Source organism: Pseudomonas sp. LBUM1653 (genome assembly GCF_059716115.1).
Genome location: NZ_CP166803.1, coordinates 2,464,081 through 2,483,202, shown reverse-complemented (window position 1 = coordinate 2,483,202; position 19,122 = coordinate 2,464,081). Strand labels below are relative to the sequence as shown.

Sequence of the window (19,122 nt, the reverse complement as noted above, 5' to 3'; positions counted from 1 at the left end):
TTATTTAGCGTTGTTTGCATTTTTCATGGATCAGTTCATTTTTTAGTTATATTTGTTATCTTAATAATCAGCAGCCACCTTCAGCGCTCCCCGTGCGATGGGACGGCTCGACTCCACAACAAAAACAACAATGAGGTTCACCCATGGACAGCTCATCGCGTCGTTCGACGCTGACAATCGCTTTGTGCTTTATCGTTGCGCTGATCGAGGGTTTCGATCTGCAGGCCGCCGGCACCGCTGCCGCCGGACTGCGCCAGAGTTTTGCCCTGGACCCGAAGATGATGGGGTGGGTGTTCAGCGCCGGGATCATCGGCCTGCTGCCCGGGGCGTTTTTTGGCGGCTGGGTCGCCGATCGCATCGGCCGCAAGAAAATCCTCGTCGGTGCCGTGCTGCTGTTCGGCCTGTTTTCCCTTTGCACAGCCTATGTCGAGAGCTACTCCAGCCTGTTGCTGGTGCGCTTCATGACCGGTTTGGGCCTGGGCGCCGCCCTGCCCAACCTGATCGCCTTGTGCGCCGAGGCTGTGAGCGAACGCAATCGCGGTACCGCCATCAGCGTCATGTACTGCGGCGTGCCCTTGGGCGGTGCGCTCGCGGCAGTAGTGGCGATGTTTTCCAGTGAACACTGGCAAACCACCTTTATCATCGGCGGCCTGGTGCCCTTGTTGGTAGTACCGCTGATGGCCCTGCTGCTGCCCGAATCCACTGCCTTCCGCCAGCAACGTTCAGCAAGCGGCAGCCTACGGCCTTCCACCGCACAGGCGCTGTTCGGCGAAGGCCGCACGCGCAACACCCTGGCCTTGTGGATGAGCTATTTCTTCACCTTGACCGTGATGTACATGCTGCTCAACTGGCTACCTTCGCTACTGCTGGAACAGGGCTTCAGCAAACCCCAGGCGGGCATGGTGCAGATGTTGTTCAACATCGGCGGCGCCCTCGGCTCGCTGCTCGGCGGTCTGCTACTGGATCGTTGCAACGGCCTCAAGGTCGTGCTGTTCGTATATGCCGGATTGCTGACGGCGCTGGCTGGGGTCGGCCTTTCAGTGGGGATTTTAGCGATGGCCATCGCCGGGTTTGCCGCCGGGTTGTTCGTCATGGCTGCGCAGTTGGTGCTCTACGCCCTGGCGCCGCCGTCCTATCCGACCGCCGTGCGCGCCACCGGTGTCGGCGCCGCCGTGGCAATCGGTCGCCTGGGCTCAGTGGCAGGTCCCTTGGCCGCCGGGCAGATCCTCGCCGCCGGTGCGGGCACCACCGGCGTGCTGCTGGCGACCTCACCAGGACTGGTGATCGCCGCCCTGTCGATCCTGACCGTGATCGCCCGGTCCGGATCGAGCGCCGAAGCGCAATTGAAGACCGCCAACTAAGCGGTTGATCCCCGCACAAAAGCGGCTGGTGGTGCCTTCACTGCAACGAGATCGAGATTTGAAGCGAGGGCTCTGCCAAGGGCTCTCGATCTTCATCGGCGCTTCGAACATTTCATCAAGCCGATAGATATTGTCGTCCTAGTCCTCTTGATCAATCGAATCAAGGTAGTCAAGGTCATCATGTTCTTCGTCTTCATCGTCGAAAATGCCTTGAGCGTCTGCTTCAACCCAGGGTCCTTCATCGTGGAATTCATGATCGAGCAGATGGTCGTGCTCGGGCTCTGGAATATCGATCTCATCGCTCATTTACATTTCCTGCATTGACTGAACTGCGCATAGGGCGCCTGTATATGCGAGCCCTGCTCCTCAGTCAATGCCCAGACGATTACCACTCACTGTTTACCGGGCGCCTACGCTGGCGCCTCTCAGCACCGCATCAACCTGCTCAGCAGCTTGTAACAGATTGCTGTCGTTTCTGAATCCTCCAATCATTTGCAACCCTACCGGAAGCGCACCCGGATTACGAACGAGAGGAATATTAATTTGAGGCAATCCAAATGCCATCCAGAACTTGCTGAAGTCGGAAGGTCCGGTAGCTTCAAGGCCCAACGGGGCGACGATGCCACAGCTCGCACCCAAGACGGCGTCAAACGGTTTGAATATCTCTTCCAAAACAGTGGCTAACTTAGCCAAACGCTTCTGTGCCGCTGACTCTTGCTCCCAGGTCGTCAGACTGGCGCGTTCGATCATGGCTAACAACTCTTCACTGAGTAGCTCAGCACGCATGTGCAGTTCTTTGGAGAACGATCGGGCTCCCTCGCAATCGTTTATCAGCAGATGGTCATCAAAGACATCCGCAAATTCCTCGGGCAACAGCACCTCCGTCACTTGATGTCCCGCCAATCGCAGACCTTCCACAGCAGCCTCCAGTGATTTGGCCACGTCCTCGTCTACCTGGTCCCAACGGGCTGTTCGACAGAAGCCGAACGACCGTAGATTGCGTTCATGCGTGGGCTTCGGAAAACCGGGAATCAAGACTTGAGCCATCAGCTCCAGATCACGAACGGAGCGGCCATACCAACCCACCGTGTCGAAGCTCGGCGCTAATGGTTTGACCCCCTCTAGAGAAACCAATCCATACGAAGGTTTGAAAGCATAAAGTCCGCAATAGGATGCCGGTTTAATCAATGAGCCGGCTGTCTGTGTCCCCAAGGCGATCGGAAAAAAACCAGCCGCCATCCCTGCTGCAGACCCGGCACTGGAGCTTCCAGGGGTTCGGTCAAGATCATGTGGATTGCGGGTTGGGCCGGTATGCATGTAAGCGAATTCGGTGGTATGGGTCTTGCCCATAATGACTGCTCCGGCCTGGCGCAGAAGCGAGACGACATGGGCATCACGCGAAGGGCAGTTGTCATCATAGATCGGAGAATAAAAACGGGTGGGATGATCCACGGTGTCATAGTTGTCTTTGATCCCCACTGGAACGCCTGCGAGGAGCCCCTTCCCTTTACGCTTTATTAATTGGCAAGCTTGAGAACGCACCCAGTCCGCATCGAATGAAACGAAAGCTTTTATATTCGGCTCTTGCGACGCAATGCATTCAAGAAAGTGTTCGGCTACCGTCTCCGCGCTGACAACTTCCGAACAAACCATTTCCGAAATGGCGGTGGCATCAGATTTAGTAATATTGTGCATATCGCTCCTTTTGGGCTATTGAGTGACACCGAACACTGGTAAGCGTTAGAAAAATTTAATTCATGCTTATCAAGCCATATAAACTGATTGCAAATCAGCGAAACCTTTTATCTCGATAGGATTGCCGGCAGGATCCAGAAAAAACATGGTTGCTTGTTCACCGGGCTCTCCTGGAAAACGTATGTCAGGCGGGAGAACAAATTTCACCTTGTCTTTGATCAAACGGTCTTTTAAAACAATCCAGTCCGACATCTTCAGTATCACTCCAAGATGGGGCATCGGAACCAAGTGCTCGCCTACTTTTCCTGTGTTACTTACCGCAAAGGGTTCGCCCAAGTGCAACGACAACTGATGCCCGAAAAAATTGAAATCGACCCAAGTATCGGTGCTTCGACCTTCCTCACAACCCAGCAAATCACCGTAAAACTGGCGGGAAAGCTCCAAATCGCGGACGTGAATCGCAAGATGAAAAATCGACTGCATAGGTGGCTCCTGAAAATCACCGGAAAGGGAAACGACTGGATGGGATGAATCTTGTTCGGTCTCCATAAAAAGAGATAGCATTTAGTTTTTTCCGCCATAAAAAGAATTTCTTATGGATACGCGTTATTTGAAAAGCCTCATCACAGTCGTGGAGTGCGGTTCCATAGCACATGCTGCGCGTGAGGAGGGGTTGACGGCAGCAGCGGTCAGTCAGCGAATTCTCGCGCTCGAACGACAACTGGGCTTTGAACTGCTGTCTCGCGTCGGGCATGCGGCCAAGCCGAGTCAAGCCTGTCTGGGCTTATTGCCCAGAGCCAGGCACATCGTTCGCGAGATTGCGTTACTGGCGGGAGACGCCGATGAGGGGGGGCTTACAGGACAATTGAGAATAGGCGCTATTTCGACCGTTCTGACCGGTCTTCTGCCCGGAGCATTGCGAGCCCTCACCGAGTTAGCACCGGGTCTCAAGCCGGTCATCGTGCCAGGGACATCGCGCTCGTTGTATCAAGCACTTCTCTCAGGAGAAGTGGACGCTGCCATATTGGTAGTTCCACCGTTTGAATTGCCAAAAGCCTTGCAGGTGGTGTCACTGCGCAAGGAGCCTCTGGTTTTTCTATCGAAGGAAAAGTCCTCGGACAGTGTCCTGGCTCAACTGAAAACCCAACCGTACATTCGCTACGATCCAGACTCATGGGGCGGACGCCACGCTGAGCATTACTTGGCGGACAATGGTTTGATGCCAACGCCATTGGTGGATCTGGATGCACTGGAAACAATTGCCATGCTCGTAACCGAAGGTCTTGGTGTGAGCCTTGTGCCGTATTGGTCTGGTTTTGAACACTGGGGCCATAAATGTTATGTCGACTGGATAGGCCTTGATCAGTATGACAGAGAGATTGTGCTGATCAGCCATGTTCAGACTGACCGGCCCAACATGATAAGCGCTTTGTGCAAAGTACTATCACCTAAGTAAGAATAACTTTTTATCATGTCGCTTATTGAATCCGAAAAAATGCCGGTTCGTCGGCGTCTTCGTTCCATCACTTCAGAAATTTCGCCATGTCAAAGAAGCGACAGACAGACACCCCTACAGCAACCGCTACGGACATTGAAAAGGCTATCCAGGCTCTGAACAAAATGGCGGAACGACTATGGGGGGATGGCAGGAAGCCGAGGCGAAGGCCCTCCTCGATGCCTTGGACGCATTAAACCGGGCGCTGGATCGAATCAGGATTGGAGAGAGTCGCAAGACTCTCCATTGAGAGGAATCTGGTCTGCACGTGATGTGCACACTCCCGTCACGCCTTCGTCACTCTTGCCAGGCACAATGCAGTCAGCCAAAGGGATTTGGCTACGTGATTGGAATGCCCGGCCCAGTGTCGTAATGCTGTTCACTTTAGGTTGGGGGCTGCAGGTGCATATTTGGCTTGGGTGAATATCCATTGCTGCGGTAACGGCCACTGGCGGTTTCGCTCTTAGCGAGTCACTTGGAAGCACGGAACGCCGCCCGGCCTGTAGGAGCGAGCATGCTCCGGGCGGCGTTCCGACGATGGAGGTCAAAGATGACGCGTGGAGCCTGACACCCCGCGGTGCTCTCAGGTTTTTCGCGAGCATGCTCGCTCCTACAGGGCCCGCCGCCGGCCATGTATGGGCAAGAAAATCAAAGGCCAAATCAAAAGCCCGCGCGAGGCGGCCTGACAGCCGACCTGATTGCAGGTCTGTCCGCGATCCAACTGTGGGAGCGAGCTTGCTCGCGATGGACTTCCAAACAACGCGTTCATCCAGACAGGGCGCGTTATCGTTGACGACCATCGCGAGCAAGCTCGCTCCCACAGGGGATTGGGGGGTATCTGCAAAGTCAGGTCGGCTTTAAGGCCGCCTCGCTTTGGCTTTAGATTTGGGCGCCCCGTTAAACCACGATGGCCGAACGCAGGCATTGCGCAGTGGGTAAACCGGCAGGACGCCGGTTTAGCCGCGCTGGGCCAGGGATGGCCCATCGCGGCGACCCACGGAGCAATGCCGGAGAGAGGGCATGCCGAGCCACAGCGAGGCACCGAGTGGTGGGGCAAAGCCTTTTGCTTACTTTTCGGCGTTTGGAAAAGTGAGTCGCCGTAAGGGCGAAACCATAAGTGGCCGTTACCGCAGCAATGGATATCCCCCCCAATCCAGTTCTTAAATACAACCCCATGCTTAAGTGAACAGCATTACGACCCAGTGTCGGGCTTTTTCTTTTGCCGTCAGCGCCGCCCATGCACTGCGCAGCGCTGTTTGCGCCTTGCATCCCTCGCCTAGGCCATGCCAGACATTTTGCCTGCTAAGCTTTCCTCACACAAAGGAGGCCCAGCCATGTCGACCCCTGACCTCATCCCTTCCCTGATTTACAAACTCAATGAAAACCAGCTCGCCATTGCGGCGGCCGTGGAGGATCTGTCCATTTGGATAGAACAGCTACATGGCCCCGCCGAAGACGGAGCCAGAATCCGAAAATCACTAACGAAACTCGACGAGAATCTGGAGTTCATCACCCGCGGGGTTGCCGAGTTGTTGAATGATTGATAGCTCTGTTGGGGCCTTCCCTGCTCGCGGTGCTTTCCCTACCAGCTGGAGGAACGGCCATGCCTGACGATCCTACCCCCGCCCTGCTCTACCGCCTCAACCAGAACATCATGGCTTTGGGGTGTGCCGTTGAAGAGATCAGCATCTGGATTGATCAGCGCGGCTCTGCCCAAGTGTCCAAGCGTATTGAAGACCATCTGGCCGTGATTACCGGAAATGCGAACTTCATAGCCGAAACCATCGCAGAGCTGATTGCCAGGTGTGAGCCGGAAGAAGAGATTGATCCTGAAGACTGAGGTCCACCCGACGAATAGGTGAGCTGGCGTGAGCATCCTCCAGAGGAGGTTTTGCGCAATCCAGCCCAACTCCCCACCCATACGAGAGAAATGTCACCTTCTCGAATTATGGACAAGTCGATCAACGAAGAACTCCAAATGCCCTCTGGGGGAAGCCAGCAGAGGCCAAGCGTCGACCTTTAAAGCGATTTCCTGAAATGCCAGGGCGCACTTGGAGCGCGGAAAGTGTTCGTAGATTGCTCGCTGCTTCTGCACTGCCCTTCGCACACATTCATCGTACGGAATTGCTCCCACATACCGTAGGCTTACGTTAAGGAAGCGATCGGTGACTTTCGCCAATTTAGCGAACAGCGCGCGACCTTCCTTCGGGCTCTGCTCCATATTGACCAGCACCCGGAAACGGTCCATTGCGTAATCACGATTAAGCAGTTTGATCAGTGCGTAGGCATCGGTGATGGAGGTCGGTTCGTCGCAGACCACCAGCAATACTTCGTGGGCCGCCCGGACGAGACTGATCACCGACGAGCCAATGCCCGCGGCTGTGTCAATCACCAGCACGTCGAGACTGTCACCGATTTCACTGAAGGCCTGGATCAGGCCTGCGTGCTGAGCCGCAGACAAATTCACCATGCTCTGGATGCCTGAAGCCGCGGGGACGATTCGTATCCCGCCCGGACCGCGCAAAAGTACATCGGAAAGCTCACAGCGACCTTCGATAACATCGACAAGCGTGTACTGCTGGGTAAGCCCCAACAGGACATCGATATTCGCCAAGCCAAGATCGCCATCAAGCAATACGACTCGCCTTCCAAGTTTCGCCAGCGCCAATGAAAGATTCACAGCCACAGTGGTCTTGCCGACGCCGCCCTTTCCGCCGGTCACGGCGATAACTTGCACAGAACGCACACTATCCATGTTATTGATTCCCTTCCATGTGCCACGCGTGTGAGTAGTTGCAGACTAGTTCAGGCACAAAAAAGCCGATCTAGCTGATCGGCTTAAGTGTCTGATTTTACTCAGTAAATATGGTCGGGACGGAGTGATTCGAACACTCGACCCCTAGCACCCCATGCACGCAGGACCCACGCAAGACCCTTTGTTTTGGCCGTAATCATTGGCGCTCGCTGCAACCGAATGCCCAGAAGTGCTTACAAGCGCGTGAGAGAGTCACGCAAAAGTCACGCACGTCCTTATTCCCCTCCCCGGCGTCCTGCCGACAACACCAGTCACCCCCTCGAATGATGGACGAGTCGATCAACGAAGAACTCCATATGTCCTCTGGGGGAAGCCAGCAAAGGCCAAGCGTCGACCTTTAAAGCGATTTCCTGAAATGCCAGGGCGCACTTGGAGCGCGGAAAGTGTTCGTAGATTGCTCGCTGTTTCTGCACCGCCCTACGCGCACATTCATCGTACGGAACCGCTCCCACATACAGCAGGGATACGTCGAGAAATTGATCAGTGACCTTGGCCAATTTAGCGAACAGCGCGCGACCTTCATTCGGACTCTGCACCATATTGACCAGCACCCGAAACCGGACCATTCCATAATCACGATTAAGCAGTTTGATCAATGCGTAGGCATCGGTGATCGAGGTCGGTTCGTCGCAGACCACCATCAAGACCTCGTGGGCCGCCCGGACGAGACTGACCACCGACGCGCCGATGCCCGCAGCTGTATCAATCACCAGCACGTCGAGACTGTCACCGATTTCACTGAAGGCCTGGACCAGGCCTGCGTGCTGAGCCGTAGACAAAAGCACCATGCTCTGGATGCCTGAAGCCGCTGGGACGATTCGTATCCCGCCCGGACCGCGCAAAAGTACATCGGAAAGCTCACAGCGACCTTCGATTACATCGACAAGCGTGTACCGCGGGGAAAGCCCCAACAGGACATCGATATTCGCCAAGCCAAGATCACCATCAAGCAATACGACTCGCCTTCCAAGTTTCGCCAGCGCCAATGAAAGATTCACAGCCACAGTCGTCTTGCCGACGCCGCCCTTTCCGCCGGTCACGGCGATAACTTGTACAGAACGCACACTATCCATGTTATTGATTTCCTTCCATGCGCAACGCGTGCGAGTTGTCGCAAACTATTTCTAGATACGCAATGGTAACTGAAAAGTGCAGACACATAGCCCCTAGGTGTATCACAGGATCACCAGACGCTGTAACCCACCACATGGCAATCACGCGAACCAGAACTGCCACTGCTACGCTTACCTCTTCACGGAGGATCCGCCATGCCCAATTCTGACCTGCACCCTTCCCTGCTCTATAAGATTAATGAAAACCAGCTCGCCCTCGAAGCGGCCATCATGGAACTCTCGAACTGGGTCGAGCAGAGCGGCGCGGCCGACGTCGCTGATCACGTCCGCGGCGCCCTGGACACCATCGACAAGAATGAAAAGTTTATCAAGCTGACGCTCGCCCTTATGATGACTCCTGAGTGACTTTCAGCAGGAGCTCCGCGATTCTAAAGGGGTAAGGCAAAGTACTCAGGGCCAATGAAACCGGGCACTTCCTTACTCCGGTTTTAACCTGTTTTGCACGGTCAGCGGTACAAAATTGGTACGGACTTCAGACCGTCCTCGGTTGATTTAACGTTGAGGCAAATATGGATATTGAAAAGCTCTCGCTCCTGCTGAAACCTTGGCTACGTGCGGACACTTGGCATACCGGTCATCCGATGGACGACCAGCGTTTCCACCGTGCGTTGAAAGCAGCATTTGATGAGCTTGGCGTACAAATAAGCTCGGAGGATTTTCGGAAAGCAATCGCGTCCTGCTTGAAAGAGTACCGCCCAGGGGACGTAGGGGCATTCGAAAGCGATATCGAAGAGTTCGCGCAACGTGGCGAGGATATCGCCAGCTATCTGTTCGATATGAAGCCTTAAGAATCTCGCGGGCGTTTCTGGGGCACCACCATGTCAAGGTGACCCATAAACCGACGCAAGTAATTGATATATAAGGGAAAATAGGTGATTTTCAGAAAGTACAAAACAGCTACTTCAACCTATAAGATCAATAACTTAGCATTGTATATTCCTACAGTGGTACCCCTTCCTTGGCGTCATGCCGACCGTCAAAGATCTTTGCAACGCAGTGCTACGCTTGACCTCAAAACCGAGGATTCGCGATGCCAAACTCAGACCTACTTCCTTCCCTGCTATTCAAGCTGAACGAAAACCAACTCGCCCTGGAAGCCGCCATCCTGGAGCTTTCGAACTGGGTTGAGCAACGCGGTGCGGCCGACGTCGCCGATAACGTCCGCGGCGCCTTGGCCACCATCGAAAAAAATGAAAAGTTCATCAAGCTGACGCTAGCAGTGCTTATGACTCCTGAGTGACTGCGTTCGACCAGTGGCAGACCTATATAAATCTTCAGCTACTATTTGAAGCCAAGATGGTGGCATTTTAATTCGGTTTTTATCGGCTTTAGCTCGCGGATATTCGTATGCGTCCGGCCAAGTCATCTACCCAACCCTGCAAAGCCCAGACATGGTGTGCACTTAAATTCAAGTGGGCACCAGTTCTAGCCTTTTAAGCGGGTATTTCATGCAGCCAACACGCCGTTCCTATTCCAAATCCTTCAAGGCCCAGGTCATTCAAGAGTGCGCCCAGCCCGGCGCTTCGATTGCCAGCATCGCGCTCAGCAACCGCCTTAACGCAAACCTCGTCCACAAATGGATTCGGTTGCAGGCGCAGAAAAGCACGGCGCAGACACCTGCATTCATCCCATTGCCTATGCAAACAACAGCGCACCTATCTTCATCGAATATCAGCGTTGAGATTCTGCACCCACGCGGCACCGTCAAAGTAAATTGGCCAACCGATAGTGCTGCTGCCTGCGCCGCTTTCCTTCGAGACCTGGTGCGATGATCCGCATCGACGCCATCTGGCTAGCCACTGAGCCCATGGATATGCGCGCCGGCACTGAAACGGCGTTGGCCAGGGTGATCGCGGTGTTCGGTGCGGCGAAGCCGCACTGCGCCTATCTGTTTGCCAATCGCCGCGCGACTCGGATGAAAGTGCTGGTGCACGATGGGATTGGCGTCTGGCTGGCTGCACGGCGCTTGAACCAAGGTAAATTTCATTGGCCAGGCGTTCGTCAAGGTAGTGAAGTGCAGTTGGATACCGAGCAACTTCAGGCCTTGGTGCTTGGTCTACCTTGGCAACGTGTTGGAGCTGGCGGTGCAATCACGCTGCTTTGAACGTCTTGGCTTGCTGTCGCAAGGGGCCTGCTTTGGTAAAATCCAAGGCATGACTTCCTCGCCCAATCTCGATCAAATGAATCCCGACCAATTGCGTGCATTCGCTGCGCAGTTGCTGTCGCAAGTCGAGACCATGGGCAAGAAGATCAACCGCGATCAAACGGTGATCGATAAGCTGACCCACGAGATCGCACAACTCAAGCGTTTGAAGTTTGCCAAGCGCAGCGAGCAGATGAATCCTGAGCAGGCCAGCCTGCTTGATGACCTGATCGATACCGATATCGCGGCGATTGAGGCCGAGCTTCAAGCCTTGCAAATAGAACCTGCGGCGACCGAGCAAAAGAAGCAGAAGCCCAAGCGCACGGCATTGCCGGCAGAATTCCCACGCACGTTGATCCATCACGAACCGGACAACACCCACTGCCTATGCGGCTGCGCACTTAAGCGCATAGGTGAAGATATCAGCGAAAAGCTGGACTACACGCCGGGCGTGTTTACCGTCGAGCGCCATGTTCGTGGCAAGTGGGTTTGCGATGACTGCGAAACGTTGATCCAGGCACCCGTACCGGCGCAGGTCATCGACAAGGGCATCCCGACTGCCGGGTTACTTGCCCACGTCATGATCGCGAAGTTCGCTGATCATCTTCCGCTTTACCGTCAGGAATCGATTTTTGGTCGAGCTGGCTTGGCCATCCCACGTTCAACATTGGCTCAATGGGTTGGCACGACTGGCGTGCAGTTACAGCCGCTGGTCGATGCACTGCGCGACGTAGTGCTCGGGCAGCAGGTCATCCACGCCGACGAAACACCGGTACAGATGCTCGCTCCAGGCTCGAAGAAAACCCACCGCTCTTATGTTTGGGCCTACGCCACCAGCCAGTTCTGCGAAACAGCGGCAGTGGTTTACGACTTCAGCCCCAGCCGTGCCGGTGAGCATGCTCGCAACTTCCTGCGAGGCTGGAAGGGCAATTTGGTCTGCGATGATTTTGGTGGCTACAAGGCCAGCTTCGAACTCGGGGTGACGGAGATCGGCTGCATGGCCCATGCGCGGCGCAAGTTCTTCGAACTGCATGCCACGAACAAAAGCACGCTCGCCGAACAAGCTCTTCGCTATATCCAATTGCTTTACGAAATAGAGAGTGAAGTCCGCGACCTGGAGCCAGATTCACGGCAACGAATACGGCAAGAAAAAGCCGTACCGGTGATGGAAAGGCTGCATGCCTGGATGATCGGCCAGCGCGATCTCGTGCCTGAAGGTTCGGCCATCAGCAGAGCCCTGGATTACAGCTTGAAACGATGGGCAGCGCTATCGCGCTACCTTGATGACGGGGCCGTACCCATTGACAACAATTGGGCCGAGAACCAAATCCGACCGTGGGCTCTTGGACGCAAGAACTGGCTATTTGCAGGATCGCTACGCAGCGGCAAACGGGCGGCAGCGATCATGAGTTTAATCCAGTCTGCACGGCTCAACAGGCATGATCCGTATGCCTATTTGAAGGATGTACTCACGCGTCTGCCAACTCAGCGCGCAAGTGAGATTGCAGATTTACTGCCACATAACTGGCTTCCGCCACGGAGCCGTTGAAATGGAAAAGATCACAAAGCAGTTCTTTCATTCATGAGCTTGTTTGCTATCGCTCGGCGCTTGATCACGATCCTCAAGACTATAATCTCGAACTACTTGGGCGATGCGCAGGTGATAGTCATCGAAAACCTGCCTACGGCCTGCTAATTGGGCCGAACGATGTAGCTCAAGGCCGCGCCACCGCTTAATAGCTTCCTCGTCACGCCAAAATGACAGTGAGAGAACCTTTCCTGGTTCACTTAGGCTTTGGAAACGCTCAACTGAGATGAAACCATCCAGCTCTGCTAGCAATGGTTTCAGTTCAGCGGCAAGGTCAAGATACCGCTGGTATTGCTCCTCATGAGGCCATGCTTCAAAGATAACTGCGATCATTGCTGAGTTTCCCGATCACGATAAAAATGAGGGATGCGACCATTAAGGGAGGGCAAATAACTCCACCGATAAGGACGAGCAGATGAGGCTGGTTGTCGATGCAGCCATGCCAAAATCGCCTCAGAGGCGATAGTCAATGCAAGTTGCTGGCCTGGACATTGATGTCTTCCTGAGCCGAAGCTGAAGGTTCGTCGTTGCGTTCGTTTGACCAAGAGTCTATCGGGGTCTGGGTTCGCGTAGGGATCCCTATTGGCTGAAGCGAGCAACACTAGAACGGTATCACCCGCCTCCAAGACGCTGCCCCCGATAGTGCATCGCTTCGCAACGAATCGCCGGGTGTTTTGCACGGGCGAGTCGTAGCGCGCTACCTCTTCCACCAAGTCTGCAACGAGCATCTGCGTAGGTTGCATGTCTTTAATCAGATCAGGGTTACGATGGAGCGCTACAAGGGTATTGCCGATCAGGCCTGCGGTGGCTTCGCAGGTCTGTGACAACAGGCCGATCAGGTTAGCGATCAATGCATCATGATCTCTCCAGGCGGTGGCTTCGCATCCGCTCCAGATATGGCTCAAGAAGCGGCTACTTTCATCGTCGTTACTCAGCAGCGCGCTGAATAATTGACTAAGTCGAGTGGCCCCGGAATTAGCTTCACCGAGTTGAATTTCGTCGCTTAACGGCGACAGGCAGGCGACAAAATCCCGTGTCAGCCTCGCTACTTCCTGTAGCCGGCTGGATGGAAGGCCTATCAAGGCGGCAATAACGGAAACCGGTAACGTGAACATCAACTCATCTAGGTTTTCGACCGGGTTATCGAGGGTCTCGACCACACGTGACACGATGTCTGCGATGCTATCTGTCTCGACAGAGGCCAAGGCAGGTTCGATAGCCATCCTGGGGCACAGGTGCTGCGGGCCCTCGTTCATGCGCATCAAACGACCGAAAATCATTCCTGCCACGCCTTGCGCAATCGCGGGAGGAATCGGCTCGTTTAGCGGACGCACCCGACAGTCGGGATGCCCCAGAATGGCTTCGACAACTTTGGCACTACTTGCAATCCATAAACGAAGGTCTGCATCGAATAGCAGGCCGTTTTGTCGCCTGAGACCTGAGTAATAAACGTAGGGATCAGTATGGGTAGCTGCTTCAAAAGGCGTCATTCCGGAAGTCCTGTTCACAAAGAACGGCTACTATCGAACATCCTCCATGGTGACGATTCGCTCAGGAACGAAATATGGATGCTCGAAGCAATGACACCGCGATTTCTCGGGTAGCCGGCGCTATTGCCGAACCAGCGAGGACGAAAATGCTTTGTTCGCTGATGGACGGCCACGCCCGTACCAGTACCGAAATGGCCGTCATCGCCGACGTGAGTGCATCCACGGCGAGCGCGCATTTGACAAGACTAAAAGAGGACGGATTGGTAAGGTTGCACACGCAGGGCAGGCATCGCTACTACAGTCTGGCTGACGCGCAAGTGGCCCAGGCTATTGAGGCCCTCATGGTGATCAGCCAAAACGCAGATACACGATATGTGTCCACGACCCCAACCCGATTGCAGTTCGCGCGTACCTGTTATGACCACATGGCAGGAACACTGGCTGTACAACTGCATGACCATTTCATGGAGTCAGGCTGGTTAACCGTGCCGGTTTCTGGGGAGCGTATGTATCAGCTCACGATGAGCGGCGAAAAAGCCATGACCGATCTCGGTATCGAGATAGAAAAAGTAAGGGCACAACGGCGTCGTTTCGCGTGCTCCTGCCTGGACTGGAGCATGCGGCGCCCTCATCTTGCCGGAGCACTCGGAGCGGCTTTTCTACAGACGGTCATAAGCCGCAAGTGGGTTATCCAAGACCTTGATAGTCGGGCACTCGCATTGACATCCAAGGGACGAAAGGAGCTGTCTGGCCGATTCGGGATCATGCTGGAAAACAAAGAGATGGAGAGATCAGTAGTGCGGAATGCGACACGTCCCGCCGAGCCGGCTTTGCCGGCACGATAATTACTAATCCCTTCAGCTAAGCATCTATCAAGAAGCGGGCATTGCTTCGCGTGCCATATCTAAAATCAACGTGTATTAGCGGGACGCTTACGGATATTCGGGCATGGAGCCACAAAAAAGGAGCACCGCCATGCAGGAGCATCTGATGCCTGTCCCGTTCTACGAGGACACGGTCGTTCTGGTTGGTCAAGGTACTGATCCGTTTGTAGCTATGGAGCAGATCGTCACAAATATAGGACTGGACTGGAAAACGCAGTTCCGAAAATTGGGGGAAAGATTTAGCTCATCTATGGTTGAAATGACCACAACTGGAGGTGATGGCAAGCAATACAGCATGACCTGTCTCCCCCTTCGTAAGCTTCCGGCCTGGCTCTACGCAATCAGCCCGATTATCGAAAAGCCCGAATTTCGCGCCAAGATCGTTCGTTATCAAGAAGAATGCGACGACGTGTTGTGGGACTACTGGACCAAGGGCAGCACTTCTCGTTCTGAATCGGCAAATGTTGCTCACTTTATAGCCCTCTCACGCCATCGGGTTGCACTGCTCAAAGAATTGAGTCGAACCTGCGACAACGCCATCCGCTCTGCGATCCATGAGCAACTTGCGCTCGCTTCCCACCAGTTAGGATTGTCAGTCCCCGACCTAACCAGCATCGGGACTAGGACACGGACACCCGCCGACATATTGATCGAGTTCTGGAGTGCACTAGAGACCCTGGACCGCAAGGGTGTGCGCTACAACCACTGTACCCCATCGAAGGGTTTTCTCTACTTGCAGTTGCCCCACCTCGCACAACTGTTCAAAAAACACAATATTTCGATCAAGTTCACACGCGAACTACGCCAAGCGATGAAAGAATCCAGGCAGCCACGTTATGTGAGTAACACTACCCAACACAGCGCAATGGAGCATATATCATTGAAATGCTGGGTATTTGAGTGGCCCATTCGCCGTGAGCGGGAGGTTTTTGAGACTCTCCAGAAAAAACCAGTCAGGCGTAACACAGCCTGACTAAGTGTTCAGGAACCGAACGACCCAACGACCGCGAGCTCCGTAAGAGTTTTGGCCACGCGTCATAGGAAAAGCCGATCACGAAGCCCGCCATCGAGCGGGCTTTTTGCCTTTGGCATCAGACAGTAAACGGCCAGAAGCGGACGCTCGAGCAGGTCTTCAATTCCGGCTCACGCCGACGACTGCACGCCTTGGTTCAATTGGTTATCTCAGCTGCCACTCGAGCAGGATAAAGCCCGCGATAAAACCAAGTGCAAGGATCGTAAATCCACATGCGATGCCTAGAAGCAGAGGATGTTTCCACAAGGCTCTCATCTCCAGTCGATCAACGAATTGTAGAGTGCAAGCATCTGAGCAATAACCAAGCCAGCCAGCCGGCACAGTCAAGCCCAGGCTTCTTGCCTGCTAGAATTCCCCAAAAGCGGGGGGACTTTCCTTACATACGATGCTGAGTTCCCAGATATGGTGCCGACATCGGGCTATTTCTGTTTCTATTCAAGGCGGCAAACAGGGATAGCTCTGGAAAAAGAACGCCTAAACTGGGAGGAATGCTATCACTGCCTTTTGGTGATATCTGAATAAGGATCAAGCATGAAGGCAAAGCGGGAAAAACTCTTACAGCTGACTGGATGGGTGATCGTTGTTGAGAACGACCCCACGCTGAGGATGTTGATGGTAAACATTCTGGATGAGATCGGCCTCCGCCCCTTGGATTTCCAGTCTGCCGGTGATGCTTTGATCTACTTAATGGGAAAGTTCGACGGTTGTCCGTTGGTGATCGTTGATAAAGGCCAGCCTGGTCAGCTCAACGGTGCGGACTTCATTAAGTTAGTGAAAAAGAAATGGCCTTCGACTGCCGCCGTTCTTACATCTGGCTACGAAATCTCCCCCTCAACATTGCCCGACTCAACAATACATTTACAAAAGGAATGGTCAAAGGATGATTTGGTGATGGCGGTAACAACGCTGGTTCAACCTAGTCATCCCATCGGCAAGACCTAAGCAATAGAATTCTTGAATGACTGTTTCGGGTCGTCTGCAATCCTTCCACTCAGGCAGAAATCGGGGGTATTACCCGATTCTAAGGCCGTAAACGGCACTTAAAGCCTTGTTCCCCCAAGTCCTAAAGCCCCCTGTGTAAGTAATATCCTAAAATTACCTTTTCCCCCAGCCACAAGCTGAAATCGGCCTATGCTGTATTTTCGATGAGGCAAAAAACCTGACCTTGAAGGACAAGGCGTGTGAACGTGAACTGGGAAGGAATGCTGCCGATCGAAGGTACGGTAATCGTTATTGAGGATGATCCGACCCTTCGATCACTGATGACGGACATCCTGTCCGAGATTGGCGCCCAGTCTCTGGCTTTTGAGACTGCAGACGACGCGCTGACGTACTTTTTGCAAAACACTTTCCAATGCCCGCTTGTGATCGTGGATCAGGCCCTACCAGGGCAGATCCAAGGAATAGAGTTTATTGAGATGATCCAGAGTCGCCGACCTTGGATTGGCTCCATTCTCACGTCCGGGTATCTGATCGATCCAAGCGACTTACCGGTCCATACGATCTATCTGCACAAGCCTTGGTCCCTGGATGACCTGGTAATTTCGGTGGCCACCCTGCTGCAGCCGGGTACCCCCATCAATAAGACATCACCCTGAGTCCCTGGAGGTTTCTATGACTGAGAAAGGCTTCATTGGCCTCCTGTTTGCGTTGAGTGCGCTATGGATTGCGGTGGTTTCCGGGGTTATTGTTTTGCTCGACTAGAACAGCACTACGGCTCCATAACGCTCGGTGATGTTATGGTCTTCTTTAGCCGCCCACCTCGCCCACACGTTCGCACTGAGGCAAGCATGGACCAGAACGAAGTCCTCCTAGCACCCATGCACGCAGGACCCATGCAAGCCCCTTTGTAATGGTCGTTTTTACTGGCGCTCGCTGCAATCGACTGCCCAGAAGTGCTTACAATCACGTGAGAGAGTCACGCAAAAGTCACGCTCGCCTTTTCTGCACCCTTCTCGGCGTCCTGCCAAACGAACACAATCCCCCTATCGCAGTAGTGAGCCACCGCTTCAACGCTGGTATTCTCGCCGCCACGTTCACCAGGCATTAAGGGATGCGGGCGAAAATAGAAGCCCCGGAGCCGCGAACCTTCGGGGCTTTGCTTTTTCTGAACCCTCCCCCGGCATCCCCCTACCCTCCAGTGCTACGCTGAAATCTCCACGGAGGATTCACGATGCCAAACTCAGACCTGCTCCCTTCCCTGCTGTTCAAGATCAATGAAAACCAGCTCGCCCTGGAGGCTGCAATCCTTGAGCTCTCGAATTGGGTCGAGCAGCGAGGCGCGGCCGAGATCGCCGACAACGTGCGTGGAGCCCTGGACACCATCGACAAGAATGAAGAGTTCATCAAACTGGCGCTCGCGGTGCTGATGACGCCGGACCTATGAAAAGCTATCGCCTAGTTGCAGATTTAGACCAGGTGAAGTCAATAACGCCTTTCAGGGTCCGAACAACAGAAATGCTGCTCACTACAAAATAATGCATCTCGCCCGCAGCAGCTGACGCGCAGTTGAGGCCTCAAGATCTATGACGTCCAGCCGATCCTCTTGGTGACTCCTAGCGCATTCAAGCACCATTTGGTTGTTTGGAAGCGTTCTGAAATCATTGACTGGCCGCATGGAGAATTGCCAGTCGCACTCTCTCAAGGATCCCTCATGTTTCGATTGCTTTTATCGTCCTGCCTGCTGTCACTGTGTGCTTTCGCTCAAGCAGATCAACCCGCCGCTCCTTTGAATATGGCCGCATCGCAAAAGATCGTGAACGCCTTCAAGGATTACTATGAAGATGACTTCAAGAGTGAAATGGCTAGGGTACCAACATCTGCATTCCCCACGCCTGAGCAATCGTATGTTTATGCAAAATACATGAATGAAGCATTCGCGAAGGCAGGTTACAGCCTAGACAAAACCCTTTATATGTTTTTCAAAACCGGCGGAATAGCTGGTGGCACTGCTGGTGCTCCGAATGTCTTATTTATGCAAAAATTGAATCTTACACAATATGCCATTTCCCTCAAGAATGCCGGTACTGCTAATGCATTTATTAAGGCAGATGCTGTTTCTGAAAAAACACTATCGTATGCGAAGGATGTTGCGATCGAAATCCCAATCACAAATAGTGACTATGTGATTGACGCAAACCCTGGATATGTGATGCAGGGTCTAGAGCGATACAAGCGGGAGAACGGACGGTTTATAGGTTATATCAAGCCAGGTGTAGGCCCTTGGAAGGACTGGTTGTATTTTGAGTCGGAAGATCGAAGGGGTGAACAATACGGAATTGGACTAGTACAAATCTCTGGCGTTGACGGAAAAGAACTGGAAATCTTGAAAGCTTTGAATGGGAAAAGAGTGAAAATGGAGGGCACTTACTTCATGGCTAAAGGGCAGCAACTGGGTGACAGTAATTCAAAGTCAATAATCTCAGACCCAAGGGTTTTTGATCTGAGCTATAAATTGGAATTCAAAGTTCTATAACATATTGAGC

The 19,122-nt window shown here is 53.7% G+C and carries 23 protein-coding genes and 1 pseudogene; 17 read left to right on the top strand and 7 right to left on the bottom strand.

What is annotated here, in order from left to right; genetic code table 11:
• Positions 1–143: 143 nt before the first annotated feature.
• Positions 144–1,361: a 3-(3-hydroxy-phenyl)propionate transporter MhpT gene (gene mhpT, locus ACA054_RS11415; protein WP_497689457.1), complete on the top strand. Its 1,218-nt coding sequence runs from the start codon at positions 144–146 to the stop codon at positions 1,359–1,361.
• A 138-nt stretch (positions 1,362–1,499) separates the two neighbouring features.
• On the opposite strand, the gene ACA054_RS11410 is transcribed toward mhpT, so the two are convergent.
• The 3 genes from ACA054_RS11410 to ACA054_RS11400 all read right to left on the bottom strand — a co-directional run bounded on the left by ACA054_RS11410 (position 1,500) and on the right by ACA054_RS11400 (position 3,539).
• A complete protein-coding gene (locus ACA054_RS11410; protein ID WP_497689456.1) occupies positions 1,500–1,667 on the bottom strand; it encodes a hypothetical protein in 168 nt (55 codons plus the stop codon).
• A gap of 93 nt (positions 1,668–1,760) precedes the next feature.
• Complete coding sequence (locus tag ACA054_RS11405) at positions 1,761–3,056, bottom strand: amidase (RefSeq protein ID WP_497689455.1); 1,296 nt, start codon at positions 3,054–3,056, stop codon at positions 1,761–1,763.
• 69 nt (positions 3,057–3,125) lie between these two features.
• Entirely contained in the window at positions 3,126–3,539 is a 414-nt protein-coding gene (locus tag ACA054_RS11400) for a VOC family protein (RefSeq protein ID WP_497689454.1), read from the bottom strand.
• A gap of 112 nt (positions 3,540–3,651) precedes the next feature.
• Between ACA054_RS11400 and ACA054_RS11395 the strand changes: the two genes are divergently transcribed.
• From ACA054_RS11395 to ACA054_RS11380, 4 genes and pseudogenes are all read left to right on the top strand, one after another.
• Complete coding sequence (locus ACA054_RS11395) at positions 3,652–4,512, top strand: LysR substrate-binding domain-containing protein (protein WP_497689453.1); 861 nt, start codon at positions 3,652–3,654, stop codon at positions 4,510–4,512.
• Positions 4,513–4,598: 86 nt separating this feature from the next.
• Positions 4,599–4,801 (top strand): annotated as a pseudogene (locus tag ACA054_RS11390) (hypothetical protein).
• 1,084 nt (positions 4,802–5,885) lie between these two features.
• Positions 5,886–6,095: a hypothetical protein gene (locus ACA054_RS11385; RefSeq protein ID WP_497689452.1), complete on the top strand. Its 210-nt coding sequence runs from the start codon at positions 5,886–5,888 to the stop codon at positions 6,093–6,095.
• Between the two features lie 59 nt (positions 6,096–6,154).
• Positions 6,155–6,391, top strand: coding sequence for a hypothetical protein (locus ACA054_RS11380; protein WP_497689451.1), 237 nt, complete (start codon positions 6,155–6,157; stop codon positions 6,389–6,391).
• Between the two features lie 93 nt (positions 6,392–6,484).
• On the opposite strand, the gene ACA054_RS11375 is transcribed toward ACA054_RS11380, so the two are convergent.
• Positions 6,485–7,306 (bottom strand): MinD/ParA family protein, encoded by an 822-nt coding sequence (locus ACA054_RS11375; protein WP_497689450.1) that lies wholly within the window; start codon positions 7,304–7,306, stop codon positions 6,485–6,487.
• A gap of 311 nt (positions 7,307–7,617) precedes the next feature.
• The gene (locus tag ACA054_RS11370; protein ID WP_497689449.1) at positions 7,618–8,439 is read right to left on the bottom strand and encodes a MinD/ParA family protein; all 822 of its coding nucleotides are present in this window, start codon (positions 8,437–8,439) and stop codon (positions 7,618–7,620) included.
• Between the two features lie 195 nt (positions 8,440–8,634).
• Here ACA054_RS11370 and ACA054_RS11365 point away from each other — a divergent pair, with 195 nt between their 5' ends.
• From ACA054_RS11365 to tnpC, 6 genes are all read left to right on the top strand, one after another.
• Positions 8,635–8,844: a hypothetical protein gene (locus ACA054_RS11365; protein WP_497689448.1), complete on the top strand. Its 210-nt coding sequence runs from the start codon at positions 8,635–8,637 to the stop codon at positions 8,842–8,844.
• Positions 8,845–9,008: 164 nt separating this feature from the next.
• Positions 9,009–9,287 carry a hypothetical protein gene (locus ACA054_RS11360; protein ID WP_497689447.1) on the top strand — a complete coding sequence of 93 codons (279 nt, stop codon included), beginning with the start codon at positions 9,009–9,011 and terminating at the stop codon, positions 9,285–9,287.
• Between the two features lie 242 nt (positions 9,288–9,529).
• Positions 9,530–9,739: a hypothetical protein gene (locus ACA054_RS11355; protein ID WP_497689446.1), complete on the top strand. Its 210-nt coding sequence runs from the start codon at positions 9,530–9,532 to the stop codon at positions 9,737–9,739.
• A gap of 208 nt (positions 9,740–9,947) precedes the next feature.
• Complete coding sequence (tnpA, locus tag ACA054_RS11350) at positions 9,948–10,271, top strand: IS66-like element accessory protein TnpA (protein ID WP_497687864.1); 324 nt, start codon at positions 9,948–9,950, stop codon at positions 10,269–10,271.
• Positions 10,268–10,603, top strand: a complete 336-nt coding sequence (gene tnpB / locus ACA054_RS11345; protein WP_497687865.1) for an IS66 family insertion sequence element accessory protein TnpB — start codon at positions 10,268–10,270, stop codon at positions 10,601–10,603. The genes tnpA and tnpB overlap by 4 nt, the downstream gene beginning before the upstream one ends.
• Positions 10,604–10,652: 49 nt before the next feature.
• A complete protein-coding gene (tnpC, locus tag ACA054_RS11340) occupies positions 10,653–12,191 on the top strand; it encodes an IS66 family transposase (protein WP_497690226.1) in 1,539 nt (512 codons plus the stop codon).
• A 27-nt stretch (positions 12,192–12,218) separates the two neighbouring features.
• Here tnpC and ACA054_RS11335 read toward each other — a convergent pair whose 3' ends face one another.
• Both ACA054_RS11335 and ACA054_RS11330 read right to left on the bottom strand, forming a co-directional pair.
• Positions 12,219–12,563, bottom strand: a complete 345-nt coding sequence (locus tag ACA054_RS11335; RefSeq protein ID WP_003230353.1) for an antibiotic biosynthesis monooxygenase family protein — start codon at positions 12,561–12,563, stop codon at positions 12,219–12,221.
• On the bottom strand, positions 12,560–13,720 hold the full coding sequence (locus tag ACA054_RS11330) for a cytochrome P450 (RefSeq protein ID WP_497687866.1): 1,161 nt from the start codon (positions 13,718–13,720) through the stop codon (positions 12,560–12,562). Before ACA054_RS11330 ends, ACA054_RS11335 begins: the two co-directional genes overlap by 4 nt.
• Before the next feature lie 74 nt (positions 13,721–13,794).
• Between ACA054_RS11330 and ACA054_RS11325 the strand changes: the two genes are divergently transcribed.
• The 6 genes from ACA054_RS11325 to ACA054_RS11300 all read left to right on the top strand — a co-directional run bounded on the left by ACA054_RS11325 (position 13,795) and on the right by ACA054_RS11300 (position 19,112).
• On the top strand, positions 13,795–14,565 hold the full coding sequence (locus ACA054_RS11325) for an ArsR/SmtB family transcription factor (RefSeq protein ID WP_497687867.1): 771 nt from the start codon (positions 13,795–13,797) through the stop codon (positions 14,563–14,565).
• Between the two features lie 130 nt (positions 14,566–14,695).
• The gene (locus ACA054_RS11320; RefSeq protein WP_497689445.1) at positions 14,696–15,577 is read left to right on the top strand and encodes a phage antirepressor N-terminal domain-containing protein; all 882 of its coding nucleotides are present in this window, start codon (positions 14,696–14,698) and stop codon (positions 15,575–15,577) included.
• A 591-nt stretch (positions 15,578–16,168) separates the two neighbouring features.
• Positions 16,169–16,579 carry a response regulator gene (locus tag ACA054_RS11315; RefSeq protein ID WP_497689444.1) on the top strand — a complete coding sequence of 137 codons (411 nt, stop codon included), beginning with the start codon at positions 16,169–16,171 and terminating at the stop codon, positions 16,577–16,579.
• Between the two features lie 239 nt (positions 16,580–16,818).
• Positions 16,819–17,235, top strand: coding sequence for a response regulator (locus ACA054_RS11310; RefSeq protein WP_497689443.1), 417 nt, complete (start codon positions 16,819–16,821; stop codon positions 17,233–17,235).
• 575 nt (positions 17,236–17,810) lie between these two features.
• Complete coding sequence (locus ACA054_RS11305) at positions 17,811–18,023, top strand: hypothetical protein (RefSeq protein ID WP_497689442.1); 213 nt, start codon at positions 17,811–17,813, stop codon at positions 18,021–18,023.
• A gap of 267 nt (positions 18,024–18,290) precedes the next feature.
• On the top strand, positions 18,291–19,112 hold the full coding sequence (locus tag ACA054_RS11300) for a hypothetical protein (RefSeq protein ID WP_497689441.1): 822 nt from the start codon (positions 18,291–18,293) through the stop codon (positions 19,110–19,112).
• Positions 19,113–19,122: the final 10 nt, after the last annotated feature.

Coding starts and splice junctions, on each gene's coding strand:
- ACA054_RS11370 (WP_497689449.1), bottom strand. CDS start 8,439: ATGGATAGTGTGCGTTCTGTACAAGTTATCGCCGTGACCGGCGGAAAG.
- ACA054_RS11355 (WP_497689446.1), top strand. CDS start 9,530: ATGCCAAACTCAGACCTACTTCCTTCCCTGCTATTCAAGCTGAACGAA.
- ACA054_RS11395 (WP_497689453.1), top strand. CDS start 3,652: ATGGATACGCGTTATTTGAAAAGCCTCATCACAGTCGTGGAGTGCGGT.
- ACA054_RS11380 (WP_497689451.1), top strand. CDS start 6,155: ATGCCTGACGATCCTACCCCCGCCCTGCTCTACCGCCTCAACCAGAAC.
- ACA054_RS11375 (WP_497689450.1), bottom strand. CDS start 7,306: ATGGATAGTGTGCGTTCTGTGCAAGTTATCGCCGTGACCGGCGGAAAG.
- ACA054_RS11305 (WP_497689442.1), top strand. CDS start 17,811: ATGCCAAACTCAGACCTGCTCCCTTCCCTGCTGTTCAAGATCAATGAA.
- mhpT (WP_497689457.1), top strand. CDS start 144: ATGGACAGCTCATCGCGTCGTTCGACGCTGACAATCGCTTTGTGCTTT.
- ACA054_RS11325 (WP_497687867.1), top strand. CDS start 13,795: ATGGATGCTCGAAGCAATGACACCGCGATTTCTCGGGTAGCCGGCGCT.
- ACA054_RS11400 (WP_497689454.1), bottom strand. CDS start 3,539: ATGCAGTCGATTTTTCATCTTGCGATTCACGTCCGCGATTTGGAGCTT.
- ACA054_RS11330 (WP_497687866.1), bottom strand. CDS start 13,720: ATGACGCCTTTTGAAGCAGCTACCCATACTGATCCCTACGTTTATTAC.
- tnpC (WP_497690226.1), top strand. CDS start 10,653: ATGACTTCCTCGCCCAATCTCGATCAAATGAATCCCGACCAATTGCGT.
- ACA054_RS11405 (WP_497689455.1), bottom strand. CDS start 3,056: ATGCACAATATTACTAAATCTGATGCCACCGCCATTTCGGAAATGGTT.
- ACA054_RS11360 (WP_497689447.1), top strand. CDS start 9,009: ATGGATATTGAAAAGCTCTCGCTCCTGCTGAAACCTTGGCTACGTGCG.
- ACA054_RS11320 (WP_497689445.1), top strand. CDS start 14,696: ATGCAGGAGCATCTGATGCCTGTCCCGTTCTACGAGGACACGGTCGTT.
- tnpB (WP_497687865.1), top strand. CDS start 10,268: ATGATCCGCATCGACGCCATCTGGCTAGCCACTGAGCCCATGGATATG.
- ACA054_RS11315 (WP_497689444.1), top strand. CDS start 16,169: ATGAAGGCAAAGCGGGAAAAACTCTTACAGCTGACTGGATGGGTGATC.
- ACA054_RS11365 (WP_497689448.1), top strand. CDS start 8,635: ATGCCCAATTCTGACCTGCACCCTTCCCTGCTCTATAAGATTAATGAA.
- tnpA (WP_497687864.1), top strand. CDS start 9,948: ATGCAGCCAACACGCCGTTCCTATTCCAAATCCTTCAAGGCCCAGGTC.
- ACA054_RS11385 (WP_497689452.1), top strand. CDS start 5,886: ATGTCGACCCCTGACCTCATCCCTTCCCTGATTTACAAACTCAATGAA.
- ACA054_RS11410 (WP_497689456.1), bottom strand. CDS start 1,667: ATGAGCGATGAGATCGATATTCCAGAGCCCGAGCACGACCATCTGCTC.
- ACA054_RS11300 (WP_497689441.1), top strand. CDS start 18,291: ATGTTTCGATTGCTTTTATCGTCCTGCCTGCTGTCACTGTGTGCTTTC.
- ACA054_RS11335 (WP_003230353.1), bottom strand. CDS start 12,563: ATGATCGCAGTTATCTTTGAAGCATGGCCTCATGAGGAGCAATACCAG.